The sequence below is a fragment of the Pseudomonas sp. efr-133-TYG-103a genome (assembly GCF_030209235.1).
Lineage (GTDB): Bacteria > Pseudomonadota > Gammaproteobacteria > Pseudomonadales > Pseudomonadaceae > Aquipseudomonas.
Genome location: NZ_JARVSK010000013.1, coordinates 220,175 through 241,212, shown reverse-complemented (window position 1 = coordinate 241,212; position 21,038 = coordinate 220,175). Strand labels below are relative to the sequence as shown.

The 21,038-nt window shown below is 61.6% G+C and carries 19 protein-coding genes; 8 read left to right on the top strand and 11 right to left on the bottom strand.

What is annotated here, in order from left to right; translation table 11 throughout:
* Positions 1–132 precede the first annotated feature (132 nt).
* Positions 133–1,527, top strand: coding sequence for an MFS transporter (locus QRN36_RS12475; protein ID WP_093468895.1), 1,395 nt, complete (start codon positions 133–135; stop codon positions 1,525–1,527).
* A gap of 9 nt (positions 1,528–1,536) precedes the next feature.
* Entirely contained in the window at positions 1,537–2,061 is a 525-nt protein-coding gene (locus QRN36_RS12470) for a single-stranded DNA-binding protein (RefSeq protein ID WP_062384510.1), read from the top strand.
* A 91-nt stretch (positions 2,062–2,152) separates the two neighbouring features.
* Here QRN36_RS12470 and QRN36_RS12465 read toward each other — a convergent pair whose 3' ends face one another.
* Both QRN36_RS12465 and QRN36_RS12460 read right to left on the bottom strand, forming a co-directional pair.
* Positions 2,153–2,632, bottom strand: a complete 480-nt coding sequence (locus QRN36_RS12465) for a nuclear transport factor 2 family protein (RefSeq protein WP_285424343.1) — start codon at positions 2,630–2,632, stop codon at positions 2,153–2,155.
* A gap of 61 nt (positions 2,633–2,693) precedes the next feature.
* Complete coding sequence (locus QRN36_RS12460) at positions 2,694–3,263, bottom strand: TetR/AcrR family transcriptional regulator (RefSeq protein WP_285424342.1); 570 nt, start codon at positions 3,261–3,263, stop codon at positions 2,694–2,696.
* A 162-nt stretch (positions 3,264–3,425) separates the two neighbouring features.
* Here QRN36_RS12460 and QRN36_RS12455 point away from each other — a divergent pair, with 162 nt between their 5' ends.
* A complete protein-coding gene (locus QRN36_RS12455; protein ID WP_285424341.1) occupies positions 3,426–5,606 on the top strand; it encodes a mechanosensitive ion channel family protein in 2,181 nt (726 codons plus the stop codon).
* Positions 5,607–5,632: 26 nt separating this feature from the next.
* On the opposite strand, the gene QRN36_RS12450 is transcribed toward QRN36_RS12455, so the two are convergent.
* Positions 5,633–9,946, bottom strand: a complete 4,314-nt coding sequence (locus QRN36_RS12450) for a DNA glycosylase AlkZ-like family protein (RefSeq protein ID WP_285424340.1) — start codon at positions 9,944–9,946, stop codon at positions 5,633–5,635.
* A gap of 513 nt (positions 9,947–10,459) precedes the next feature.
* On the opposite strand from QRN36_RS12450, the gene QRN36_RS12445 reads away from it, so the two are divergent.
* Positions 10,460–11,344 carry a sugar nucleotide-binding protein gene (locus QRN36_RS12445; RefSeq protein ID WP_093468909.1) on the top strand — a complete coding sequence of 295 codons (885 nt, stop codon included), beginning with the start codon at positions 10,460–10,462 and terminating at the stop codon, positions 11,342–11,344.
* Entirely contained in the window at positions 11,337–12,266 is a 930-nt protein-coding gene (locus tag QRN36_RS12440) for an NAD-dependent epimerase/dehydratase family protein (protein ID WP_285424339.1), read from the top strand. Before QRN36_RS12445 ends, QRN36_RS12440 begins: the two co-directional genes overlap by 8 nt.
* Before the next feature lie 57 nt (positions 12,267–12,323).
* Here the strand turns inward: QRN36_RS12440 and QRN36_RS12435 are convergent, their stop codons facing one another.
* The 5 genes from QRN36_RS12435 to QRN36_RS12415 all read right to left on the bottom strand — a co-directional run bounded on the left by QRN36_RS12435 (position 12,324) and on the right by QRN36_RS12415 (position 16,489).
* Positions 12,324–13,010: an OmpW family protein gene (locus QRN36_RS12435; RefSeq protein ID WP_285424338.1), complete on the bottom strand. Its 687-nt coding sequence runs from the start codon at positions 13,008–13,010 to the stop codon at positions 12,324–12,326.
* Positions 13,011–13,346: 336 nt separating this feature from the next.
* Positions 13,347–13,853 (bottom strand): DUF3299 domain-containing protein, encoded by a 507-nt coding sequence (locus QRN36_RS12430; RefSeq protein WP_373568739.1) that lies wholly within the window; start codon positions 13,851–13,853, stop codon positions 13,347–13,349.
* 25 nt (positions 13,854–13,878) lie between these two features.
* On the bottom strand, positions 13,879–15,144 hold the full coding sequence (locus tag QRN36_RS12425) for an ABC transporter permease (RefSeq protein ID WP_285424336.1): 1,266 nt from the start codon (positions 15,142–15,144) through the stop codon (positions 13,879–13,881).
* Position 15,145: 1 nt separating this feature from the next.
* Positions 15,146–15,856: an ABC transporter ATP-binding protein gene (locus QRN36_RS12420; RefSeq protein ID WP_285424335.1), complete on the bottom strand. Its 711-nt coding sequence runs from the start codon at positions 15,854–15,856 to the stop codon at positions 15,146–15,148.
* A gap of 63 nt (positions 15,857–15,919) precedes the next feature.
* A complete protein-coding gene (locus QRN36_RS12415) occupies positions 15,920–16,489 on the bottom strand; it encodes a DUF2796 domain-containing protein (protein WP_285424334.1) in 570 nt (189 codons plus the stop codon).
* A gap of 236 nt (positions 16,490–16,725) precedes the next feature.
* On the opposite strand from QRN36_RS12415, the gene QRN36_RS12410 reads away from it, so the two are divergent.
* Entirely contained in the window at positions 16,726–17,079 is a 354-nt protein-coding gene (locus QRN36_RS12410) for a hypothetical protein (RefSeq protein ID WP_093468928.1), read from the top strand.
* 65 nt (positions 17,080–17,144) lie between these two features.
* Here the strand turns inward: QRN36_RS12410 and trxA are convergent, their stop codons facing one another.
* From trxA to QRN36_RS12395, 3 genes are all read right to left on the bottom strand, one after another.
* Complete coding sequence (trxA, locus tag QRN36_RS12405; RefSeq protein WP_285424333.1) at positions 17,145–18,017, bottom strand: thioredoxin; 873 nt, start codon at positions 18,015–18,017, stop codon at positions 17,145–17,147.
* Between the two features lie 122 nt (positions 18,018–18,139).
* Complete coding sequence (locus QRN36_RS12400) at positions 18,140–18,793, bottom strand: methyltransferase (protein WP_285424332.1); 654 nt, start codon at positions 18,791–18,793, stop codon at positions 18,140–18,142.
* Entirely contained in the window at positions 18,790–19,242 is a 453-nt protein-coding gene (locus QRN36_RS12395; RefSeq protein WP_285424331.1) for a YbaY family lipoprotein, read from the bottom strand. Before QRN36_RS12395 ends, QRN36_RS12400 begins: the two co-directional genes overlap by 4 nt.
* 162 nt (positions 19,243–19,404) lie before the next feature.
* Here QRN36_RS12395 and nrdR point away from each other — a divergent pair, with 162 nt between their 5' ends.
* Both nrdR and ribD read left to right on the top strand, forming a co-directional pair.
* Positions 19,405–19,869 carry a transcriptional regulator NrdR gene (gene nrdR, locus QRN36_RS12390; RefSeq protein WP_165869747.1) on the top strand — a complete coding sequence of 155 codons (465 nt, stop codon included), beginning with the start codon at positions 19,405–19,407 and terminating at the stop codon, positions 19,867–19,869.
* 2 nt (positions 19,870–19,871) lie between these two features.
* Positions 19,872–21,011 (top strand): bifunctional diaminohydroxyphosphoribosylaminopyrimidine deaminase/5-amino-6-(5-phosphoribosylamino)uracil reductase RibD, encoded by a 1,140-nt coding sequence (ribD, locus tag QRN36_RS12385; protein ID WP_285424330.1) that lies wholly within the window; start codon positions 19,872–19,874, stop codon positions 21,009–21,011.
* Positions 21,012–21,038 lie beyond the last annotated feature (27 nt).

The window sequence follows — 21,038 nt, the reverse complement described above, 5'->3', positions numbered from 1 at the left end:
GATGCACACTATCTAATGGGAACGCTCCAGCATCCTTTCAACGGTTGCGGCGACGATGCGCGGCAAAGCGTCGTATGTGCTGTACATCGATGGGACTGGTAGAATCGCCGCCGGTTCATACGAGGTTCTTCCATGCACGATTCTCATAGCGAGCGCATGAGCGGCAGCGAAACCCGCGCGGCGGGCGGTCTGGCGCTGGTGTTCGCGTTCCGTATGCTTGGCATGTTCATGGTTTTGCCGGTCCTGGCTACGTACGGCATGGACCTGGCGGGCGCGAGTCCGGCGCTCATTGGGCTGGCGATTGGTGCATACGGCCTGACCCAGGCTGTCCTGCAGATCCCGTTCGGCATCATTTCCGACCGCATAGGCAGGCGCCCGGTCATTTATCTGGGACTGGTCGTATTCGCGCTGGGCAGTGTGCTGGCTGCGCAGTCGACATCCATCTGGGGCGTCATTGCCGGTCGCGTCCTGCAGGGCGCCGGCGCCATTTCGGCCGCAGTCATGGCGTTGCTGTCGGACCTGACCCGCGAGCAGCATCGCACCAAGGCAATGGCGATGATCGGCATGACGATCGGTGTCTCGTTCGCCATCGCGATGGTGGTGGGCCCCATTCTGACCAGCGCGTTCGGCTTGTCCGGCCTGTTCCTGGCCACCGGTGCCATGGCGCTGGTCGGCATTGCGATCATCGCGTTCGTGGTGCCCAAGTCCACCGTGACCCTTCAACATCGTGAGTCGGGCCTTGCGCGTCAGGCGCTCGGCGCGACGCTTCGTCACCCGGATCTGCTGCGTCTTGATTTGGGTATCTTCGCGTTGCACGCGATGCTCATGTCCAGTTTCGTCGCATTACCGCTGGCGCTCGTCGAGAAAGCCGGTCTGCCCAAAGAGCAGCACTGGTGGGTCTATCTGACCGCGCTGCTGATTTCCTTCTTCGCCATGATCCCGTTCATCATTTACGGTGAGAAGAAGCGGCAGATGAAGCGTATCCTGCTCGGCGCCGTGATCGTCCTGATGCTCACTGAGCTATTCTTCTGGGAGTTCGGCGACACGCTCCGGGCACTGGTGATTGGCACTGTCGTGTTTTTTACCGCGTTCAATCTGCTGGAGGCGTCGCTGCCTTCGCTGATCAGCAAGGTGTCTCCGGCGGGCGGTAAAGGCACAGCGATGGGGATTTATTCCACCAGTCAGTTCCTCGGTTCTGCGGCTGGCGGGATCCTCGGCGGTTGGCTGTTTCAGCACGGTGGACTGGATGTGGTGTTCCTGGGTGGCGCCGGTCTGGCCGCCCTCTGGTTGGCATTTGCTGTTACCATGCGCGAACCTCCGTATGTAACCAGCCTTCGCTTGCCGCTGTCGCCCGAGGCTCAACGCGACACAGGCCTGGCGGAGCGCGTGTTGGCGATACGCGGAGTAACAGATGCAGTAGTGGTGGCGGATGAAGCCGCCATCTATATCAAATTTGACAAAGAACTGTTGGATCGGGCGTCTTTCGACGAAGTGGTCAATCCAGCGTCGGAAACGTGTGAAGCCTAGGAGAACGTTATGGCCCGTGGGGTTAACAAAGTCATATTGGTCGGCACATGCGGCCAGGATCCCGAAGTTCGCTACATGCCTAACGGTAATGCCGTGACCAACCTGAGTCTGGCGACCAGCGAGCAGTGGACCGACAAGCAGACCGGCCAGAAAGTCGAGAAGACCGAATGGCACCGCGTCTCCATGTTCGGCAAAGTCGCAGAGATCGCCGGTGAGTACCTGCGCAAGGGCTCGCAGGTCTACATCGAAGGCAAGCTGCAGACCCGCGAGTGGGAAAAAGACGGCATCAAGCGCTACACCACTGAAATCATCGTCGACATGCAAGGCACCATGCAGTTGCTGGGCGGTCGTCCGCAAGGCGAAGGCGCTCCACAAGGCCAAGGCGGTGGCGGTTATCAGAATTCCGCACCTCGTCCACAGCAATCGCGTCCGCAGGCTGCTCCTCAGCCACAACGCGAATCGCGTCCAGCTCCACAACAGGCGCCACAACCGGCTCCGGATTTCGACAGCTTCGATGACGATATCCCGTTCTGATCCGCTCCAGTAAACGCAGCTGATCATCGAACGAAAAAGCCCCCGGACAGCTCAGCTGCCGGGGGCTTTTCATTGGGAAGTTTCCTGAAAATTACAGCCCCAGATCCGACAAGCCAGGGTGGTCGTCAGGACGGCGACCCAGTGGCCAGTGGAATTTGCGCTCGGACTCCTTGATCGGCATGTCGTTGATGCACGCGAAACGGTTGGCCATCAGCCCGTCTTCGTTGAATTCCCAGTTTTCGTTGCCGTAGGACCGGTACCAGTTACCTGAGTCGTCGTGCCATTCGTACGCGTAACGGACCGCGATGCGGTTGTCGGTGAATGCCCAGAGCTCTTTGATCAAGCGGTAGTCGAGTTCTTTCGCCCACTTGCGCGTCAGAAAGCCTTTGGCTTCTTCGCGGTTAGTGGCGAACTCGGCGCGATTGCGCCATTTGGTGTCGAGCGTGTAGGCCAACGAAACCTTCTCCGGATCGCGGCTGTTCCAGCCATCTTCGGCCAGACGGACCTTTTCGATGGCGGATTCGCGAGTGAAGGGGGGAAGTGGCGGGCGAGTCTGGGCATTGGACGACATGGTTAAGCCTCCAGGAAAGAGTAAGTACAGCGATAATGGAGCGTTCTTGACACGCAGGCCGTTAAAGCAAGGCCTGTTGGAGCAACAGCTGCGCAACATCTCGTGCGCTGTCGGCGGCGCTGTAATCACCCATGACGCGGGCGGTGGTGATGGCGCCTTCCATCAGGATCAGCAACTGTTTAGCCAGCGCTGATGGCTGCTCGATATCCAGCTGCTCGCAAAGCTGCAGCGTGTAGTCGAACAACTTCTGTTTGTGCAGTTTGGCGATCAGGCGAATCGGGTCGTTGGGGTCGCCAATCTCGCCCGCCGTATTGATGAACGCGCAACCGCAAAATCCTTCGGATTCAAACCAGCCCTTGAGCACGGCGAACATATTGAGAATGCGCGCCTCAGGCGTCTGCGCCTTGTCGGTTTCGGTCTTGAACCAGTGCATCCAGCGCACGTCACGCGCGTGGAGCGCCGCGGCGGCGACTTCGTCCTTGGTGGCGAAGTAGCGATAAATACTTTTTCGGGCCACGCCGGAGGTCTTCACCAAAAGGTCCATGCCCGTGGCCTGGATGCCGTTTTGGTAGATCAGTTGCTCGGCGGTCGCGAGAATTTTTTCGCGTGTGTCTGTCGTTGATGTGTTCATGCTTTAAAAGGTAGAACGATCGTTCTCCTCGGTCAAGGCACTTTCGAAAATAAAAATATCCGCGGTGTTGAATCGCTGGACGCGGATGAAGGTTGCCGCTGACGGCGAACTTGCCGGACGAAATTCGATCAGTTTCTGTGGGCTTTGATTTCGCCGTCCCTCATGACCGAAGGAGTGACCTGCGTTTTGTCGAATTTCAAATCTGTTCTGCTGTTCTGCCTGGTGTTCTGTCTAGGCAGCATCAACGTTCAGGCTGCCGAGGCACCTGCGCCTGCCACCGCGCAGTCCAGCGCTCCCGCTGATTCCGCCCCTGCAGATGAACCCGCAAAACCCGAAATTCTGGTGAAGGGCGGATTGCTTGGAGCGATCAGTTCCAGCATCGACAGTGTTCAGAACAAGCTCGATCTGGATGCTCACTTGCTCGATTCCTGGCGGTTGCGTGCCGATCGCGCTGCCGATGAGCTGGACGCGCTGGTCAACAAACCGCTGAATCGCTCGCCCTGGAGCATTGTCGGAGACTTCCTGATCCTGTCGGTGGTGTGGATCGGCGCGTTTGTTTTGCTCAACCGTATTGGCGCTTTCCTCGTTTCCCGCCTGTCTCGGCACCGCGCGCTGGCGACTCGCGTGCGCGTGCAAGGCGTGATGAGCTACGTCGTGCCATTCATGATTCCAGCGTTGATCTGCCTGCCGCTGACGCTGTATGTCAGCCACTTCATGCAAGCCTCGATCGGTCGGGCGCTGGCGCTTTGCCTGGCGTACTCGACCAGCAGCGGCATTTTCTCAACGTCCGTGCTGATGTCGGTGGTGGTGCTGTTCAACTCCGGTCACAAGCGCGCCGCGGTGCGCATCATTCGAAATTACGCACCTCATCCACTGTTCATCATCGGTTTCCTCGCGGCATTGAGCGATGCGCTCACCAGCCCACAGATCTCCCGCCAACTGGGCGGCAACGTGACCACCAGTGTCGCGGCGTTTACCGGGCTTATGGCGTCGATCATGTTCTGCATCGTGGTGATCAGAATGCGTCGTCCTGTGGCGCACCTGATTCGCAACCGGCCGCTGAGTGCGCGACTGACACGTCCTGCGCTGCAACAGACGCTCAAGATTTTTTCCAGCCTGTGGCACTTGCCGATCCTGTTGATGATTCTGGTCTCGGCGGTGAATCTGATCGGTGCCGGCGAAGACAGTCAGGAGGCGTTGCGCTGCGCGTTGCTTACGACCGTCCTGCTGATTGGTACGGTGTTTCTAAGCACGCTGTTTCAGCACATGTTCAAGCCGGCCGAGGCGCGGACCGGGCGCGTTTACAAAGAGCGGCTGCTCAGCCTGTTGCACGCAGTGCTGCGCATCGGCCTGGCGATCGGCTTCATCGAATTGCTTGGCCGTATCTGGGGTTTTTCGCTGTTCGAGTTTGCTCAGCGCAACGCATTGGGCAAGGTGATCAGTGATTCGCTAAGCAGCATCGGACTGATCTTTCTGGTGACGTGGCTGCTGTGGGTCGTGATGGACACGGCGATTCAGGAAGCGCTGAAGCCGCCGGCCAACCATCGCTCGTCGCGTCAGCCAAGCACACGCGTGAAGACGATCCTGCCGCTGCTGCGTAACGCGATCAAGATCATCCTGGTGGTGATCTGCACGATCACCACCATGGCGAATCTGGGGATCAACGTCGCGCCGCTGCTGGCAGGTGCCGGAGTGGTCGGTCTGGCGATCGGCTTCGGTTCGCAGCAACTGGTGCAGGACGTGATCACGGGCCTGTTCATCATCATCGAAGACACCATCTCCATTGGCGATTGGGTAGTGCTGGATTCGGGTCATGCCGGCACTGTCGAGAGCCTGACGATCCGCACCTTGCGCCTGCGCGATGGCAAAGGATTCGTGCACTCGGTGCCGTTCGGGCAGATCAAGGCCGTAACGAACCAGTCGCGGCAATTCGCTTACGCGTTCTTCTCGTTCCAGTTCACTTACGATTCGGACGTGGATTCAGCGACATCGTTGATTCGCGAAGCCGGGCAGGCGATCAGCGATGACTTCCTGCTGGCCAGTAAGCTGCAAGGACCGCTGGAAGTGTTCGGTCTGGATCGCATGGACATGAACGGGATCGTGATCACCGCGCAGTTCCGCACATCATCCGGTGGACAATATGCGGTCAGCCGAGCGTTCAACGACAAGCTCAAGCGCCTTGTGGATAAGTCTACGGATGTTCGCTTCGCGCAAACTTATCCACAACTGGTGATGAGTCCGCACAATGGACAATTCCCGGCGATGGATGAGGGCGACGAGCAACAGCCGGTGCCGGGCAAGACGTCGGTGGTCAACAAAGACGGTTCGGAAAGCCCGGTTTGAAATGAGTGCAAGCAAGCGGGCAGCGTTTACCTGAACAAGCGATCCCGAACCGCCAGCATGTCGTGCTCGTTGAGTTCGCCCCAGTATTGCGGCTTGCCCGCGATGATCGCGGCGATCGGTATGCCGTCCCGGTACACGAGGCGGTTGCCGACCACTGCTGGCACCTTTGCGCCAGGCAACAGCGTGCCGGCCAGATTCAGCGGATCGACGCCACTGACGCCGATCAGGCTGCCGTCCAGCGGACGTTTGCGGACTTCTCGCAGCAAGGGGATTGCCTCTGGCAGCGCGAATTGTTCGCCTGCGAGCCCCGCAACAAAGCGCCCGCCGCGAATGTCGCCCCGCGCCTCCAAGCGATGAAACGTTCTGAGCAATTCGCGCCACGTCGGCAGCCAGTCGGCTTCACGCTCAAGCAGGCGCCAGAACACCACGCCATACCGCCGCAGCAGGGTCATCGCGATGTGCTCTAGCGTGTCGGCATCGAGCGTCTGCCTGGCTGTGGCCTCACCGGCCGGCGCCCGGCGCAGCAGTGCCCAACGACCGGCATCGTCCATGCCGCCGATGAACGCTCCGCGATTGCGCCTGCTGGTGTGGGCCGCGCGTTTGCTGGCGGGAGTGATCAGCGCCCGCAGCCCGGCAAAGCTGTCGGCGTTCACCAGGCCGGCGCCGACCAGTTCCTGCAGCGCAGTTTCCAGTTCGGTGCGCAGCAAGTGAGCCTCGCCGGTGAGCTCGTCAAAAAACATGGCTCCGTGGGCCGACAACACTTCGTGGACTTTCTGGGCACGCAACGACAATTCACTCGGCGCCGGTTGTTCGGTCAGCCCGCTCCACAGGCGGACCTGCGTGCGGGGCAACAGCACAATGGGCGTGCTGCGCAATGCAGCCGTGCTGGCTTTGTTGCGGCTGCTCAAGCGCATCCATACCACTTTGCCGGAGCGACACAGGTCGTCCAGCCAGCTTTGGGAATAGTCCTTCAGCCGAGCCGGGAGAATATCGCTGTCCCAGGCGCCCGCGGCTGACGAAAACCCTTCCAGTTGATCGACGACCTCTGGCAATGCCGCTTTGCCCTGACTCTGTGTCGTGGCAGACAGGTGCTGCCAGTCGAACAGGAAGCGGATGAAATCCTGAAGCGAGACCGGCTCGATTTCCCGGCGCAGACGTTTGACGGTGTAGCGATGAATGCGTGACAGCAGGTGGCGCTCGCACCACTGCTCCTCGCTGGCGCCGGGATCGAAACGCCCGCGCAGAACGTAACCTTCGGCCTCCAGATGAGCGAGCGCCTGAGTCACCTCGCCGGGTGAGAGCGCCAGCGGGGCAGCGATGGCTGGCAGGGTGAGCGGCCCGAAGCCGCTGAGGCGTGCGCGCACAAGCTCGATGCGTGCCTGATCTGCATCCCATGTTCCATCGAAACCCGGCAGCGCCGCCAAAGGCGGATGCATTTCGGCGGCCGGATAAATCGTCTGCAGACAGGTCAGTCGCTCAAGCGCGATCCACAGCGCTTGATCAGGATTGACCTGCAGTCGCGTCGCTCGTCCGGAGCGGGCCAGACTCTCCAGCCAACTCATCCACTCGCCATGCTCGCGCGCCTCGACGCCACTGACGCAGCCCAGGGTCATCAGCGCCTCGTGCATCTCATCGGCGTTGTGTGGCTGCGGCCAGGCTTCTTCGGCCACCGCCATGATTGCATCGACGTCCAACGCACCCAGGTCATCGGCAGACTCCGGATCGCTCCAGCGACGATTGAGCACGGCCTGAGTGCGGCGCTCTTCCAACGGTGCGTCGTCGAGAAACGTGTACGGCTTGGCGTTGAGAATCTCTGCCGCCAGCGGAGATGGCGCGGGCAAATCCCGGCTGATCAGGCGCACCTTGCCGTTTTCCATTCGCCTCAGCAGTGCCAGCCAGCCGTCTGCATCCATTGCTTCATGCAGGCAATCGTCCAGCGTTTGCTCGACCAGCGGATGTTCAGGCACCTCACGCTCGCCGACCAGATTTTCAAGGCAGGCAATCTGGTCCGGGAAAACGGTAGCGATCAGGTCTTCGCTCTTCATGCGTTGCAGTTGCGGCGCGACCTTGCGCCCGCCGGTGTAACGCGGCAACGCCAGCGCTACGCCGGCGTTCCAGCGCCAGCGTACGCCGAACAGCGGCGCATCGAGCACCGCCTGAATCAGCAAGTGCTCGGCGCTGTTGGAATGCAGATATCGCCAGACCTCGTCCAGCGCAAAGCTGTGGCTGGTGGACAACGACAGCACGATGGCGTCTTCGCTGGCGGCGGCCTGCAGTTCGAAGTTGAACGTGCGACAGAAACGTTTGCGCAGCGCCAGACCCCAGGCGCGGTTGACCCGGCTCCCGAAAGGCGTGTGGATGACCAGCTGCGTGCCACCGGACTCGTCGAAGAAGCGCTCCATCACCAAGGTGTCTTGCGAGGGCAGGGCGCCGAGGGTCGAGTGCGCGCGAGCCAGATAATCGACGATCTGTTCGGCGCTGGCGCTATCAAGCCCCAGCGTCTGCATCAGCCAGTCGATACACGGGCGGATCTGGCCGGGATGGGCGCTGAGCTGTTGATCGATCTCGGCCTGCAGGCGCGCCACCGCAAATGAAAGCTCGTCGCTGCGCCCCGGCGCTTCTCCCAGCCAGAACGGGATGTTGGGCGGCGCGCCCTGAGCGTCTTCGACCCGCACGCGGCCTGATTCGATACGCAGAATCCGGTAGGACGTATTGCCAAGCTGGAAGATGTCACCGGCGATGCTCTCCACCGCGAAATCTTCGTTCACCGTGCCGATGTTCAGGGCCTGAGGTTCGAGAATCACGCTGTAGTCGGCGTTGTCCGGGATCGTGCCGCCGCTGGTGACAGCAGTGAGCTTACTGCCTCGCCGGCCCCGCAAGGTGCGGGTGACGGCGTCCCGATGCAGGTAGGCCGCACGCACGCCCTGACGCCCGCTGTAACCTTCGGCGAGCATGCTCAGCAGCGATTGATAATGGCCTTCGTCGAGTTCGGCGTAAGGTGAGGCCTGACGGAACAGCGCAAGCAGCGCGTCTTCATGCCATTCCTGGCAACTGACCTCGGCGATGATCTGCTGCGCCAGCACGTCCAGCGGCGCTTTGGGAATCAGCAAGGTGTCCAGCTCACCGCGGCGAACACAGTCCAGCAGCGCCGCGCATTCGATCAGGTCGTCGCGCGACACGGCAAACAGTCGTCCCTTGGGCGTACCACCCACATGGTGACCGGAACGTCCGACACGCTGGAGGAATGCTGCGATAGAGCGCGGCGAACTGATCTGACACACCAGATCGACATCGCCAATATCGATCCCGAGCTCCAGGGATGCGGTCGCGATCAGCACCTGCAGATCGCCGCGCTTGAGCCGTTGCTCGGCATCCAGACGTTGCTCTTTGGCTAGACTGCCGTGATGCGCAGCCACGGCCTCTTTGCCCAGCCGATCGCTCAGATGCCGCGCCATGCGCTCGGCCAGACGTCGCGTGTTGACGAAGATAAGCGTCGTGCGATGCTCTCGCGCAAGCGCTGCCAGGCGATCGTAGACCAACTGCCAGACATCGTTGGACATCACCGCTGAAAGCGGCACCGGCGGCACTTCGATCGCCAGATCCCGGGGGCGCGCGTGGCCGATATCGATGATGGCGCAAGGGCGGCTGAGCGGGTCGCTGCCCACCAGAAAGCGCGACACCCGCTCGATCGGTTTTTGCGTCGCCGACAGCCCGATGCGCAGCAGTGGCTTTTCGCACAACGCTTGCAGCCGCTCCAGGCTCAATGCCAGATGACTGCCGCGCTTGCTGGCGGCAATGGCGTGGATCTCATCGACGATGACCGTCTGGGTGCCGGCCAGCATGCGCCGACCCGAATCGGAACCGAGCAGCACATACAGCGATTCTGGCGTCGTCACCAAAATATGCGGCGCGGTCTTGCGCATCGCGTTGCGCTCTTTCTGTTGGGTATCGCCGGTGCGCACCGCCGTGCTGATGCGCAGCCCCGGCAGGCCTTGGCGGCTCAGTTGCTCAGTGATGCCGCTCAGCGGGTTTTGCAGATTGATCTGGATGTCATTGGAGAGCGCTTTCAGAGGCGAGATGTACACGACGAAGGTCTGGTCGGGCAGCGCGCCGCCAGCCGCCAGGCCCTGATGCACCAGGTCATCGATGACCGCGAGGAACGCCGTCAGGGTTTTGCCTGAGCCCGTGGGCGCCGCGATCAGCGTGGATCGACGCTCCTTGATCAGCGGCCATGCCTGCGCCTGAGCCGCAGTAACAGCCGGGAACGTCTGTCTGAACCATGCGGCAACGGCCGGGTGAAAGGCGTCGAGCACCGGATCGTGAGTCTTGAGAAGGTTCATGGACAAATTTATGCGGGCGCCGAGCAGTAGATGCAAGGACCGGTGATCGGCGAGGATGCGGGCCGGCTGATCGCTGCGCGTTCGGTGGGGCACGCTCGCGAAGGCTGCAGGTCAGCCACCAGACCTCTGCCGACAGGAACGGCCTCTTCCCGGCTGAAGCCGGTCCTACGAACTCTGCAAGCTTTGCGTAGGACCGGCTTTAGCCGGGAAGGCGTCTAGTGTTACGCAATTGGTCGAAGAGAGCGTTGAAAACAGTTGGCTCACTCCCACCAAAAATCGTGCAGTGGCATCGCTCTCGCAAACACCTCAAACCCGGTGCGAGCTTGCTCGCGAAGAGGCCTGTGCATCCGCCGTAGCTGCGTTGCCCGACATCGAGCCTTCGTGAGCAAGCTCAGGCCGATAGGTAACCCGTGCCGTCACAGCATCGCCGGGCCACCTGTTGGGAGTTATTCCACCGACGTGTTATGTTTGCGGGCGTTTTTCACTGAATTTTTCTGAGAGCCTCCTGACTCTATGCGAATGCGCCTTATGCTGTTGGGCGGCGGGAATGCCCTTGGGCAGGCGTTGATTCGTCTGGGTGCCGAGGAAGACATTGGCTTCCTCGCTCCGCGTCCACCGCAAGACGGTTGGGATGCGGCCAGCCTGACGCAACTGCTCGATGACACCCGCCCGGATGCCTTGATCAATCTTGCTTATTATTTCGACTGGTTTCAGGCGCAGAGCGTAAGTGCCGAACGGTTGGAAAGTCAGGAGCGCTCCGTCGAGCGTCTCGCCGAACTGTGCCAGCATCACAACATCATCCTTGTTCAACCCTCCAGCTATCGGGTATTCGACGGTTCGCGGGCTACGGCTTACAGCGAAAAGGACGAACCGGTGCCGCTCGGCTCCCGGGGCCAGGCACTGTGGCGCATCGAGCAAAGTGTCAGGGCGGCCTGCCCGCAGCACGTGCTGGTGCGCTTCGGCTGGCTGCTCGACAACAGCGCCGACGGCGTGCTTGGACGTTTCCTGACGCGTGCCGAAAAGGCCGAAGAGCTTTTGATGGCCGACGATCGACGCGGCAATCCGACCCCGGTCGACGATGCTGCGCGAGTCATCATCTCAGTGCTCAAGCAGCTCGATTGCGCTGCGCCGCTGTGGGGCACCTACCATTATGCAGGTCATGAAGCCACTACGCCGCTGGCGCTGGGCCAGGCCATTCTGACCGAAGCGCGACTGTTGCGTCCGCTGGCCGTGGAAGCTCCGACCGCTCAGGCGCACGCCGCGAGCCCGGACGCCGCAGAAGAGCCGCAGAACGCCGTGCTGGCCTGCAAGAAAATCCTCCACACTTTTGGTATCAAGCCTCGCGCATGGCGTGCCGGTTTGCCCAGCTTATTGGACCGCTACTACCGACATGTCTGATGCTCCTGTCCTCATTACCGGCGGCGCCGGTTTCATCGGCTCACACTTGACCGACGCATTGCTCGCCAAAGGTTACGCCGTGCGCATCCTCGACGATCTGTCGACGGGCAAGCGCAGCAACCTGCCGCTGGACAATCCCCGGCTCGAGCTGATCGAAGGCGATGTCGCCGATGCGGCACTGGTCGCACGTGCCGCGCTGGGCTGCCGGGCCGTTGCGCATCTGGCGGCGGTCGCGTCGGTGCAGGCGTCCGTGGATGATCCAGTGAAAACCCACCAGAGCAACTTCATTGGCACGCTGAACGTGTGCGAAGCCATGCGTCAGGCCGGCATCAAGCGTGTGGTGTTTGCCTCCAGCGCGGCGGTCTATGGCAATAACGGTGAAGGCCAGCCCATTGTCGAAGACACGCCCAAGGCACCGTTGACGCCCTACGCTTCGGACAAACTGGCAAGCGAGTACTACCTGGATTTTTACCGTCGCCAGCACGGTCTGGAGCCGGTGGTGTTTCGCTTCTTCAACATCTTCGGCCCGCGCCAGGATCCGTCGTCGCCGTATTCAGGTGTGATCAGCATCTTCGCCGAGCGTGCAGAGAAAGGCCTGCCGATCTCGGTGTTCGGCGATGGCGAGCAAACCCGCGATTTCTTTTACGTCGAGGATCTGGTCGATCTCGTGGTGCAGGGTTTCGAGAAGCCGGTCGTGGAGGAGGGCGCGGTCAACGTCGGTCTGAACGCCACCACCTCGCTGAATGAATTGCTCGCGGCGTTCGAGCACGTGGTCGGCAGTCTGCCTGCGATCACCTATCTGCCGCCTCGATCGGGTGATATCAAGCATTCCCGGGCCAACAACCAGCGGCTGCTCGAGCGCTTCACAGTGCCGGCACCGACCCCGCTGAAAGTGGGCCTGGCACGGTTGCTGGGGCGCTGAGCTGCACAATGCAAAAAGGCACCTTCAAGGTGCCTTTTTTTGTGCCCGGCGTAACCGTCAGAACTTGTAGCCAAAGCCAAGCATGTAAACCCACGGATCGACGTCCACATTGACCTTCGTGCGTCCGACGCCCAACGCTGACGGGCCGTCCAGCGTGGCCTGGGTGTCGATGTCCACGTACCACACGGCGGCGTTGACCATCACCTTGTCAGTGAGCATGTAGTCCATGCCCACTTGTCCGGCCCAGCCCCACGAGTTCTTGATGTGCAGGTTATTCATGCCTTGCGCTTTGCGGTCACTGGCCAGATTTTCGTCGTAGAACCAGGTGTAGTTCACACCCAGGCCTGCGTACGGCTGGAATTTTGAGTGAGCATCCATCGGGTAGTACTGCAGCGACAGCGTCGGCGGCAGTTGTTTCACGTCCGCCAGCTTGCCGTCCAGCCCTGCGCCCAGGCCCTTGACCGCAACGGTGTGCTGAAAGGGCGTTGAGGCCAGCAGCTCGAGGCCGACATGATCGGTCAGCATGTAGGCGAAGGTCAGGCCCAGTTGGGTGTCGCTGTCCAGTGTTGCCTTGGTGCCCGGCGCCTTGACGCCATCGAATTTCAGGTTGCCGCTGTCCTCGTTAGGCGCGGTGGTGGCCGCGCCCGCACGAACGATGATGTCACCGGCCTGATGGGCCTGGGCGGCGAGTGGGGCACCAAGTGCGAGCGCGAAAAGCGACGCGCCGAGCAAGGACTTGTTCATGAGGGCTCCGTAAAGGCATTTAAAAGGAATACCTCATGTTACGAAGCGTCTACTGCGCGGGTTTTGACACAGCTCAATGGATGAGCAGTTAAATGAAATGAATCTGTGGGCGTGAGCCAACTGTCTTCGACGCCCCCTTCGATCTGCGGCGTAACACCCGACGCCTTCCCGGCTAAAGCCGGTCCTACGGAAAGCCTGCCGCGTCTGTAGGACCGGCTTTAGCCGGGAAGAGACCGGTGCAAGCTGTAGAGATGCAGTGGTTGGAAACCAGCCTCCGTCCGATGGCGGCCCAGAGCAAGCGCGCTCCTAAAGGGACTTGTGTTGCTCGTTGAGTGTTTATTGATCCGGCAGTTCGTACACCAGGATTTTGTCCGCTTCCATCTGGTACCCGGCATCAGCCAGTTCGCTGGTGGAGGATTTGACCTGCATCGGCCCTTCGATCCAGTACGGCTGATAAAGCTCGTCGACTTTCACCCCCAGCTCGCTGGTGACGTGGACGATCTGATTCGGCGGCGGGGGCGGAACGTGGATACAGGCGCCGAAATACGGCACCAGCAGAAACTCCGTGACGCGGCCTTCCTCGCTGACCTCAAGTGGCACGATGTAGCCAGGCAAACGCACCATCTGGCCGTCCAGTGACTTCACCACCGGCGCATCGGGCGCCAGCTGGTGAGCGGCAGGTGCCGACTCCACCGACAAGGTATCCGCCATGCTGGACAGGTTATGAATGGGGGCGGTGATCAGCTTCACCGGTGGCGCGTCGGGCGGAATCATTTCCTGCCAGGTCAGCACCCGCAGGTCTTGCGCCCAGATCGGCGTCGCGACCAGTAACCAAATAAACATCCACAGCGCGCGCATCACGACGTCCTCATAAACGAATCGACAGGCCATCGGCCAACGACTGGCGATAGGCGCGCCATGCCGGCACGGTCCCCATCAGCAGCGCTGCACCTAGGATGCCGCCCAGCAGCGTCCATTCGTAACTGCTCGGCAGCGACAACGGCAGATACAAACCGTAGTTGGCCTGCACGTAATCCTGAGCCGCAGCGATGCCGACGTACAGCAGCGCAAGACCGCTGACTGAACCGGCGAGCGCCAGCGCGAACGCTTCCAGCACCAACAGGCTGGCGATATGCCAGGGCCGCGCACCTACCGAGCGCAGAATCGCCATTTCGCGGCGACGCTCGTTGAGGCTGGTGAGAATCGCCGTGAGCATGCCGATCAGTCCGGTCAGTACCACGAACAGCGAGATCACGAACAAGGCCTTCTCGGCCGTGCCCATCAGGCTCCACAGCTCCTGCAGGGCAACGCCGGGAAGAATGGCCAGCATCGGCTCGCCCCGGAATTCGTTGATCTCGCGTTGCAGCGCGAACGTGGAAATCTTGCTGTTCAGACCCAGCATGAACGCTGTGATCGCGGTGGGCGTCAGGTCCATGTTGCGCGCCTGATCGGCGCTGATCCGGCCAGCGCCCTGAGCCGGCACGCCGTTGTGCCAATCGATGTGAATGGCCTCCATGCCGCCCAGGCTGATGTGCAGCGTGCGGTCCACGGGTGTGCCGGTGCGCTTGAGGATGCCGACCACGGTAAACGGCTTGTCATCGTGCTTGACCAGGCTCACGGTCGCCACGCCGTGAGCCAGCACCAGTTTGTCGCCGAGCTTGTAATGCAGCGCGTCGGCCACCTCGGCACCCAGCACCACCTCGAAAGGATCCGTGTCGAACGGCCGTCCATCGGCCATCTCCAGATGTTGCTGACGACCGTACTGGTAATGCTCGAAATAGGATTCATTGGTGCCCATCACTCGGTAGCCGCGATGGCTGTCGCCGAGGGAAATGGGGATCGCCCACTTGACCTGTCGGCTAGTGGCGAAGTGCTCGAAACTGTCCCAGCGAATGTTGTTGGTTGCGTTACCGATGCGGAACACCGAGTAGAGCAGCAGATTGACCGAGCCCGAACGCGCGCCGACGATCAGGTCGGTGCCGCTGATGGTGCTGGCGAAGCTGGCGCGTGCTTCGGTGCGCACACGCTCGACAGCCAGCAACAGGCAGACCGACAACGCGATGGCGAAGGCGGTGAGAAAGGCAGTGAAACGGCGATTGGCGAGGCTGGCCAGCGCCAGGCGAAGAAGATACATCTCAGACCTCGGGAGCGACGGCAGCGCGATTGAGTTCGGCCAGCGACAGATTGCGATCGAAAAGCGCCGCCAGACTCTGGTCATGGCTGACGAACAACAGGCTGGCACCGGCTTCCCGACATTCCGCGAACAGCAATTGAATGAACGCCTCGCGGGCGTCGGCATCGAGCGCGGAAGTGGGCTCGTCGGCGATGACCAGTTCCGGTTGGCCGATCAGCGCGCGCGCCGCGGCCACCCGTTGCTGTTGGCCAATGGACAACGCGTCGGCGCGCCGCCCCAGCAGTTGCGGGTCCTTCAGACCCAAGTGGGCGAGCAGCGTCGCTGCGGCCTGCGCAACGCTGCCGTGGCGTTGGGTCGCCCGGGCGGCGCGCACGGCCGAGAAGTGACAGGGCAGCTCGACGTTTTCTCGCACCGACAGAAAAGGCAGCAAGTTGAACTGCTGAAAAATGTAACCGGTGTGATCCACCCGAAAACGGTCACGGGCACCTGCCGACAGTTGCGTCAGGTCTTGCCCCAACAGGCGGATAATGCCGCGACCGGGCTTTTGCACGCCGCCGAGCAGACCCAACAGTGTGGTTTTTCCGCTGCCACTGGGGCCTTTGAGGAACAGGGTTTCGCCGCGCTCAAGGCGAAACTCCGGGATGTCCAGCAACAGCGGATGGCCCGGCCAGTTGAAGCCCAGGTCCGAGAGTTCGATGAGTGCTTGCGTCATGGCCTGAATCACATCTTGAGGTGAATGACCGGGAAGTCCCGGTCGCGTGTGCATCGAGGCTGGTCAGAACTTGACCACAGGATTGCTCGGGCGCACTTCGGCACCCATCTGACGCTTCGGCGTCACCAGTTGGACCTGAACGGTCTGGGTCGCCGGGAAGCTCTTGAACAGCTGGGTCAGATCAAGTTTGTTCAGCACGTTTGGCACGTTGCAAGTGAGCTGATAGTGACCGTGGATTTCGGCGTGATCGTGGTCGTCACCATCGCCGTGGTCATGCTCGTCGTCTTTGTCGCCAAACAGCGGGCTGTTGAGCTGCTGCTTGACCACGGTGCATCCCGCCGCTTCAGGAATACTGAACAGGCCATGCGGCTTGAGCAGGGTTTCGCGCGCCAGTGCGAGCTTCATTTTGTCTGCATCGGTGGTGGCCACGTGCTCGAAGCCGACGATGTTCATCGCCGGCGTATCCAGTTCAAGCTCCAGGGTGCGGCCGTCCAGCGCCATGTCCAGTCGCGCCACGCCATGGACGTGAGCGCCGAGGCTGCCGTGTTCATGGTCGTGGTCATGTTCGTCGGCCGCGTGGGTCATGGCCAGAGGAAGCAGCGCGAGGGGCAAAGCGAGAAGCAGACGACGCATGTGAGAGGGCTCCGCAGGAAGGTCTGAAATTTGTTATGTGATCTTATAACAATAATGCTCGCCCGTTCTTAAATTTTTCGCCGGGACTCCATGAGCGTGACCTGTCCCCGGATTGCATCGGGTCAGCCAGCCTGGCGCTGCCCGACATATCTGGGATGTGTCCGTGTCAGGGGATTACGTGCGGCGCGGATAATCCTATGGGACCATGCCGCTCAGTCAACCAGAGGACACACATCATGCTGCGAATCCGTGGAACCGTTGGCGACCTGCCTGTGGACCTGACCGTGGAAATGGACGAAAGCGACTGGGCTCGACTGGGCGCTCAACTCGGCGTGCCAGTGCAGGAGAGCCAACCGGTCAGCGAGTCAGCAGCCAGACCGGTCGCCAGCCGTAACGATGCAGTCTGGGACATTGCGCAAGACCTGCTGCGCAAAGCCGGGCAAATGAGCGGGCCGGATCTGCTGGGGCAACTGGAGGGGCTGGCGGGCAGCACGGCGGCAGGCAAGCGTTTGATGGTGCGCATGCGCCACAGCGCCAACGTCAAAGTCGAAAGCCATGGCGATGCGCCGGTGTATCACTGGATCGAGTGACGCTCAGATGATTGCCTGACACAGAGCGGTCAGGCGGATCGTCAACCCCGCGGACCTGAGTGAGGTCAGTAAAGCGCTGCAAACAACTTGCGACGGTAGGTCGTCACCAGCGGGTGATCATTGCCCAGCAGGTCAAACACCTGCAGCAACGTCTTGTGCGGCTGGCCTTCGTTGAAGTTGCGGTTGCGGATGAACAGCTTGAGCAAGCCTTCCAGTGCCGCGTCGTACTGCTGACGCGACAACTGGTGGATCGCCAACTGATGCGCAGCCTCATCGTCCTGTGGATTCTGCGCCAGACGCGTCTTCAGGTCTGCGACATCCGGCAGCGCTGCGGCATCACCCAGGAAGGTCAATTGCGCCTTTGCACCGGCCAACGCCGCTTTGTGTTCGTCGCCTTTCACGGCATCCAGCACGGCACGCGCCTCGGTCAGCTCGCCACGTTCAGCCAGGCAGCGGGCATACAGAATCAGCGCGGCGGCGTTGGTGTTGTCCTCGGCCAGAATGGTCTGCAGAACAGCTTCAGCCTCTGCGAAATGACTCGCGGCGAACATCTCCTGAGCGGTCTGCAGTGGGTCGGCTGCAGCGGGCGGCGGCATTTGCACGTGCGGCTCGAGCAACGCGCGAATTTGGGATTCAGGCTGCGCGCCGGCAAACCCGTCCACCGGCTGGCCGTCCTTGAACAGCACGACCGTCGGCAGGCTGCGAATCCCGAAGCGGGCGACGATGTCTTGCTCGGCGTCGCAATCGACCTTGGCCAGCAGCAGTTCGCCCTGGTAGCTCTCGGCAATCTGCTTGAGCAGCGGCATCAGCACTTTGCACGGCGCACACCACTCAGCCCAGAAATCCACGAGCACCGGTTTATGAAAGGAATTTTCGATGACCAACTGATCGAACGTGGCGGTGGTCGCATCGAAGATGTACGGCGTTTCCTGGCTCATCACAAATCTCGAAATAGGCGCTAATGACGCCAACTATAAAGGGCTGCGGGGATTGTCGGAAGCGGGGTCACTGGCGCGACAGAAATCTCGCCCCGGCAGAGCGTTCATCATTGAGTCGCCGGTCAGCGCGCCGCGTGATACAGACTCACTTTGCGAAACTCCCAGGGCTCAGCCAGATCGGGCAGTGTCAGCGCCTCGAGAATGCCCAGCCGTCGGTACAGCGGATGCTGAAAATCCCGTACCCGCGAATCCGCGACCAGCGCTTGCCTGCCGCGGGTCAGGAACTGGTCGAGCAGAGGCAGATTCGCCCGGTCGTACAGAACATCAGCCACCAGGATCAGATCGAAACGATCGGTCTCGGCGAAAAAGTCCGTCGAATACCCCAGCTGCACGTCATTGAGTTCGGCGTTGGCCTGGCAAGCGGCGACGGCGATCGGATCAAGATCGCAGGCCACCACTTCGAGCGCGCCAGCCTTCACTGCCGCGATGCCGGCCACGCCTGAACCTGCGCCGAAATCCAGCACGCGCTTGCCCTCGACCCAGTGAGGGTGTTCAGCGAGGAACCGGGCCATTGCCAGCCCGCTTGCCCAACAGAAACTCCAGTACGGCGGCTCTTCGAGAATTCGTCGGGTTTCTTCGGGGCTGAACGCGCGATCCATGTTGTCGGCGTCGATCAGCCACAGTTTCAGATCGGTGCCGGGCAGCGTTTCGGCCACCAGACGTGCGTCACCCAACAGATCGCTCAGTGCAGCCTGAAGGTGAGACGGCGCAGTCATGGCGCCGGGGCGAACTGCAACTGGCCCAGCGCCTGAGTCGTCGGCTGAGTGATCAGCACCGACGGCAGATGCAGGATCAATTGCCCGGACTGGCTGGCCCGTCCACGTAACTCGACGCGGGCGCCTTGGGGAAACGCTTCGGGATTGAAGCGCAACTGAAACGGCAGGGATTGATTGTTGCCCGTGAGCTTGGTGCTGCTCAGCAGTTTTTGCGGGCGATTGCGATCATCGATCACCAACAACGCCAGCTCCACCTCGGCGCCTGCCGGAACACCGAGCAACTGGCCGCTCAATTCCCGCTGATAAGGCAGCAAGGGCCCCGGACTGTCCGGCAGTTTGATGGCGTTGATTGCAGGTTTGGCCGGGGCGGCGGGCTTGGGCGGCTCAGCGGTGCTACAGGCAGCCAGCAGGCCGACCAGGCTGATTACAGCAAGCGTACGTAGCGTCATGAACAGCTCCAGCAAAACAAAATACGGGTGGGCATCAGCAGTATCGCCGAGGGCGGCGACTTTGGCTGCAGCGAATGCGCGTCTGTATACCTCAAAGGCCCGGACTTGTCTTGCCAGCGGGATGCGCTACCATGGCCCTCCCTTTTTTTGTTGCCTGCCACCATGCACTGTCCCTTTTGCGGTGCCAACGACACCAAAGTCATTGACTCGCGCCTCGTTGCCGAAGGCGATCAGGTTCGCCGACGTCGCGAATGCGTCGCCTGCGGCGAGCGTTTCACCACGTTTGAAACCGCCGAGCTGGTCCTGCCGCGTCTGATCAAGCAAGACGGCAGCCGTCAGCCATTCGACGAAGAAAAGCTGCGCGCCGGTATGCAGCGCGCGCTGGAAAAGCGCCCTGTAAGCGTCGAACGTCTCGAAGCGGCCCTGGCCCACATCAAGAGCAAGTTGCGTGCGACCGGCGAGCGCGAGGTCAAGTCGCTGATCGTCGGTGAGCTGGTGATGGGCGAACTGCAGAAACTCGACGAAGTGGCGTATATCCGCTTTGCTTCGGTGTATCGACGGTTCCAGGACCTCAACGAATTCCGCGAAGAAATCGACCGACTGGCCCGCGAGCCGGTTAAAGAGTGAGCATGTCCCCCACAGAGCAGAGCGTGCTCGACGCCGCTTATATGGCGCGAGCGCTGGAGCTGGCGCGCAAGGGCGTCTACTCGACGCACCCCAATCCGCGCGTCGGCTGCGTGATCGTGCGTGACGGCGAGATTGTCGGCGAAGGCTGGCACGTGCGTGCGGGCGAGCCCCATGCCGAGGTCTACGCGCTGCGTCATGCGGGGGAAAAAGCCAGGGGCGCCACTGCCTACGTCACCCTTGAACCGTGCAGCCATCATGGCCGCACCCCGCCGTGCGCGGACGCGCTGGTCAATGCCGGCGTCGCGCGTGTCGTTGCCGCGATGCAGGACCCCAACCCGGATGTCGCCGGTCGAGGGCTTCTGCGCCTGATGAGCGCGGGCATCGCCGTGCAGAGCGGCGTGCTGGAGGGTGAAGCGCGGGCGATCAACAAAGGCTTTCTCAAACGCATGGAACACGGCTTGCCCTACGTGCGGGTCAAGCTGGCGATGAGTCTGGACGGCCGCACGGCCATGGCCAGCGGCGAGAGCCAGTGGATCACAGGACCTCAAGCGCGTTCGGCGGTGCAGCGTCTTCGGGCGCAATCGAGCGTGGTGCTGACGGGCGCCGACACGGTGCTGGCCGACCACGCGCGTCTCACCGTTCGGCCCGACGAGCTGGGCCTCAGCGCGGAATTGACGGCGCTGGCGGTCACTCGTCCGCCGCTGCGCGTGTTGGTTGACGGGCGTCTGCGCGTGCCGCTCGATGCGCCCTTTTTCAAGGCCGGCAGCGCGCTGGTCGTCACGTGCGCGGCGGCTTCGGCGCGCGAGCGGTATCACGAAGAAGGCCACGAAATGCTCGCACTGGCGAGCAGTGGGGGGCATGTCGATCTACGCAAGTTGCTGGTCGAACTGGCGTCCCGTGGCGTCAACGACGTGCTGGTAGAAGCGGGCCCCAGACTCGCGGGCGCGTTCACCCGTCTGGGTCTGGTCGACGAGTTCCAGATTTTCGTCGCCGGCAAGTTCATGGGCTCATCGGCCCGCCCGTTACTGGACCTGCCGCTGGCGCAGATGAGCGAGGCGCTGGAACTGAAAATCATCGAAATGCGCGCGGTCGGTAATGACTGGCGAGTCATTGCGATACCTGCTCACGGCCCGAGCGTATAATTCCGGCTTTCGCTTTCTGCGCTGGCC

Coding starts and splice junctions, on each gene's coding strand:
- QRN36_RS12475 (WP_093468895.1), top strand. CDS start 133: ATGCACGATTCTCATAGCGAGCGCATGAGCGGCAGCGAAACCCGCGCG.
- QRN36_RS12470 (WP_062384510.1), top strand. CDS start 1,537: ATGGCCCGTGGGGTTAACAAAGTCATATTGGTCGGCACATGCGGCCAG.
- QRN36_RS12465 (WP_285424343.1), bottom strand. CDS start 2,632: ATGTCGTCCAATGCCCAGACTCGCCCGCCACTTCCCCCCTTCACTCGC.
- QRN36_RS12460 (WP_285424342.1), bottom strand. CDS start 3,263: ATGAACACATCAACGACAGACACACGCGAAAAAATTCTCGCGACCGCC.
- QRN36_RS12455 (WP_285424341.1), top strand. CDS start 3,426: ATGACCGAAGGAGTGACCTGCGTTTTGTCGAATTTCAAATCTGTTCTG.
- QRN36_RS12450 (WP_285424340.1), bottom strand. CDS start 9,946: ATGAACCTTCTCAAGACTCACGATCCGGTGCTCGACGCCTTTCACCCG.
- QRN36_RS12445 (WP_093468909.1), top strand. CDS start 10,460: ATGCGAATGCGCCTTATGCTGTTGGGCGGCGGGAATGCCCTTGGGCAG.
- QRN36_RS12440 (WP_285424339.1), top strand. CDS start 11,337: ATGTCTGATGCTCCTGTCCTCATTACCGGCGGCGCCGGTTTCATCGGC.
- QRN36_RS12435 (WP_285424338.1), bottom strand. CDS start 13,010: ATGAACAAGTCCTTGCTCGGCGCGTCGCTTTTCGCGCTCGCACTTGGT.
- QRN36_RS12430 (WP_373568739.1), bottom strand. CDS start 13,853: ATGTTTATTTGGTTACTGGTCGCGACGCCGATCTGGGCGCAAGACCTG.
- QRN36_RS12425 (WP_285424336.1), bottom strand. CDS start 15,144: ATGTATCTTCTTCGCCTGGCGCTGGCCAGCCTCGCCAATCGCCGTTTC.
- QRN36_RS12420 (WP_285424335.1), bottom strand. CDS start 15,856: ATGACGCAAGCACTCATCGAACTCTCGGACCTGGGCTTCAACTGGCCG.
- QRN36_RS12415 (WP_285424334.1), bottom strand. CDS start 16,489: ATGCGTCGTCTGCTTCTCGCTTTGCCCCTCGCGCTGCTTCCTCTGGCC.
- QRN36_RS12410 (WP_093468928.1), top strand. CDS start 16,726: ATGCTGCGAATCCGTGGAACCGTTGGCGACCTGCCTGTGGACCTGACC.
- trxA (WP_285424333.1), bottom strand. CDS start 18,017: ATGAGCCAGGAAACGCCGTACATCTTCGATGCGACCACCGCCACGTTC.
- QRN36_RS12400 (WP_285424332.1), bottom strand. CDS start 18,793: ATGACTGCGCCGTCTCACCTTCAGGCTGCACTGAGCGATCTGTTGGGT.
- QRN36_RS12395 (WP_285424331.1), bottom strand. CDS start 19,242: ATGACGCTACGTACGCTTGCTGTAATCAGCCTGGTCGGCCTGCTGGCT.
- nrdR (WP_165869747.1), top strand. CDS start 19,405: ATGCACTGTCCCTTTTGCGGTGCCAACGACACCAAAGTCATTGACTCG.
- ribD (WP_285424330.1), top strand. CDS start 19,872: ATGTCCCCCACAGAGCAGAGCGTGCTCGACGCCGCTTATATGGCGCGA.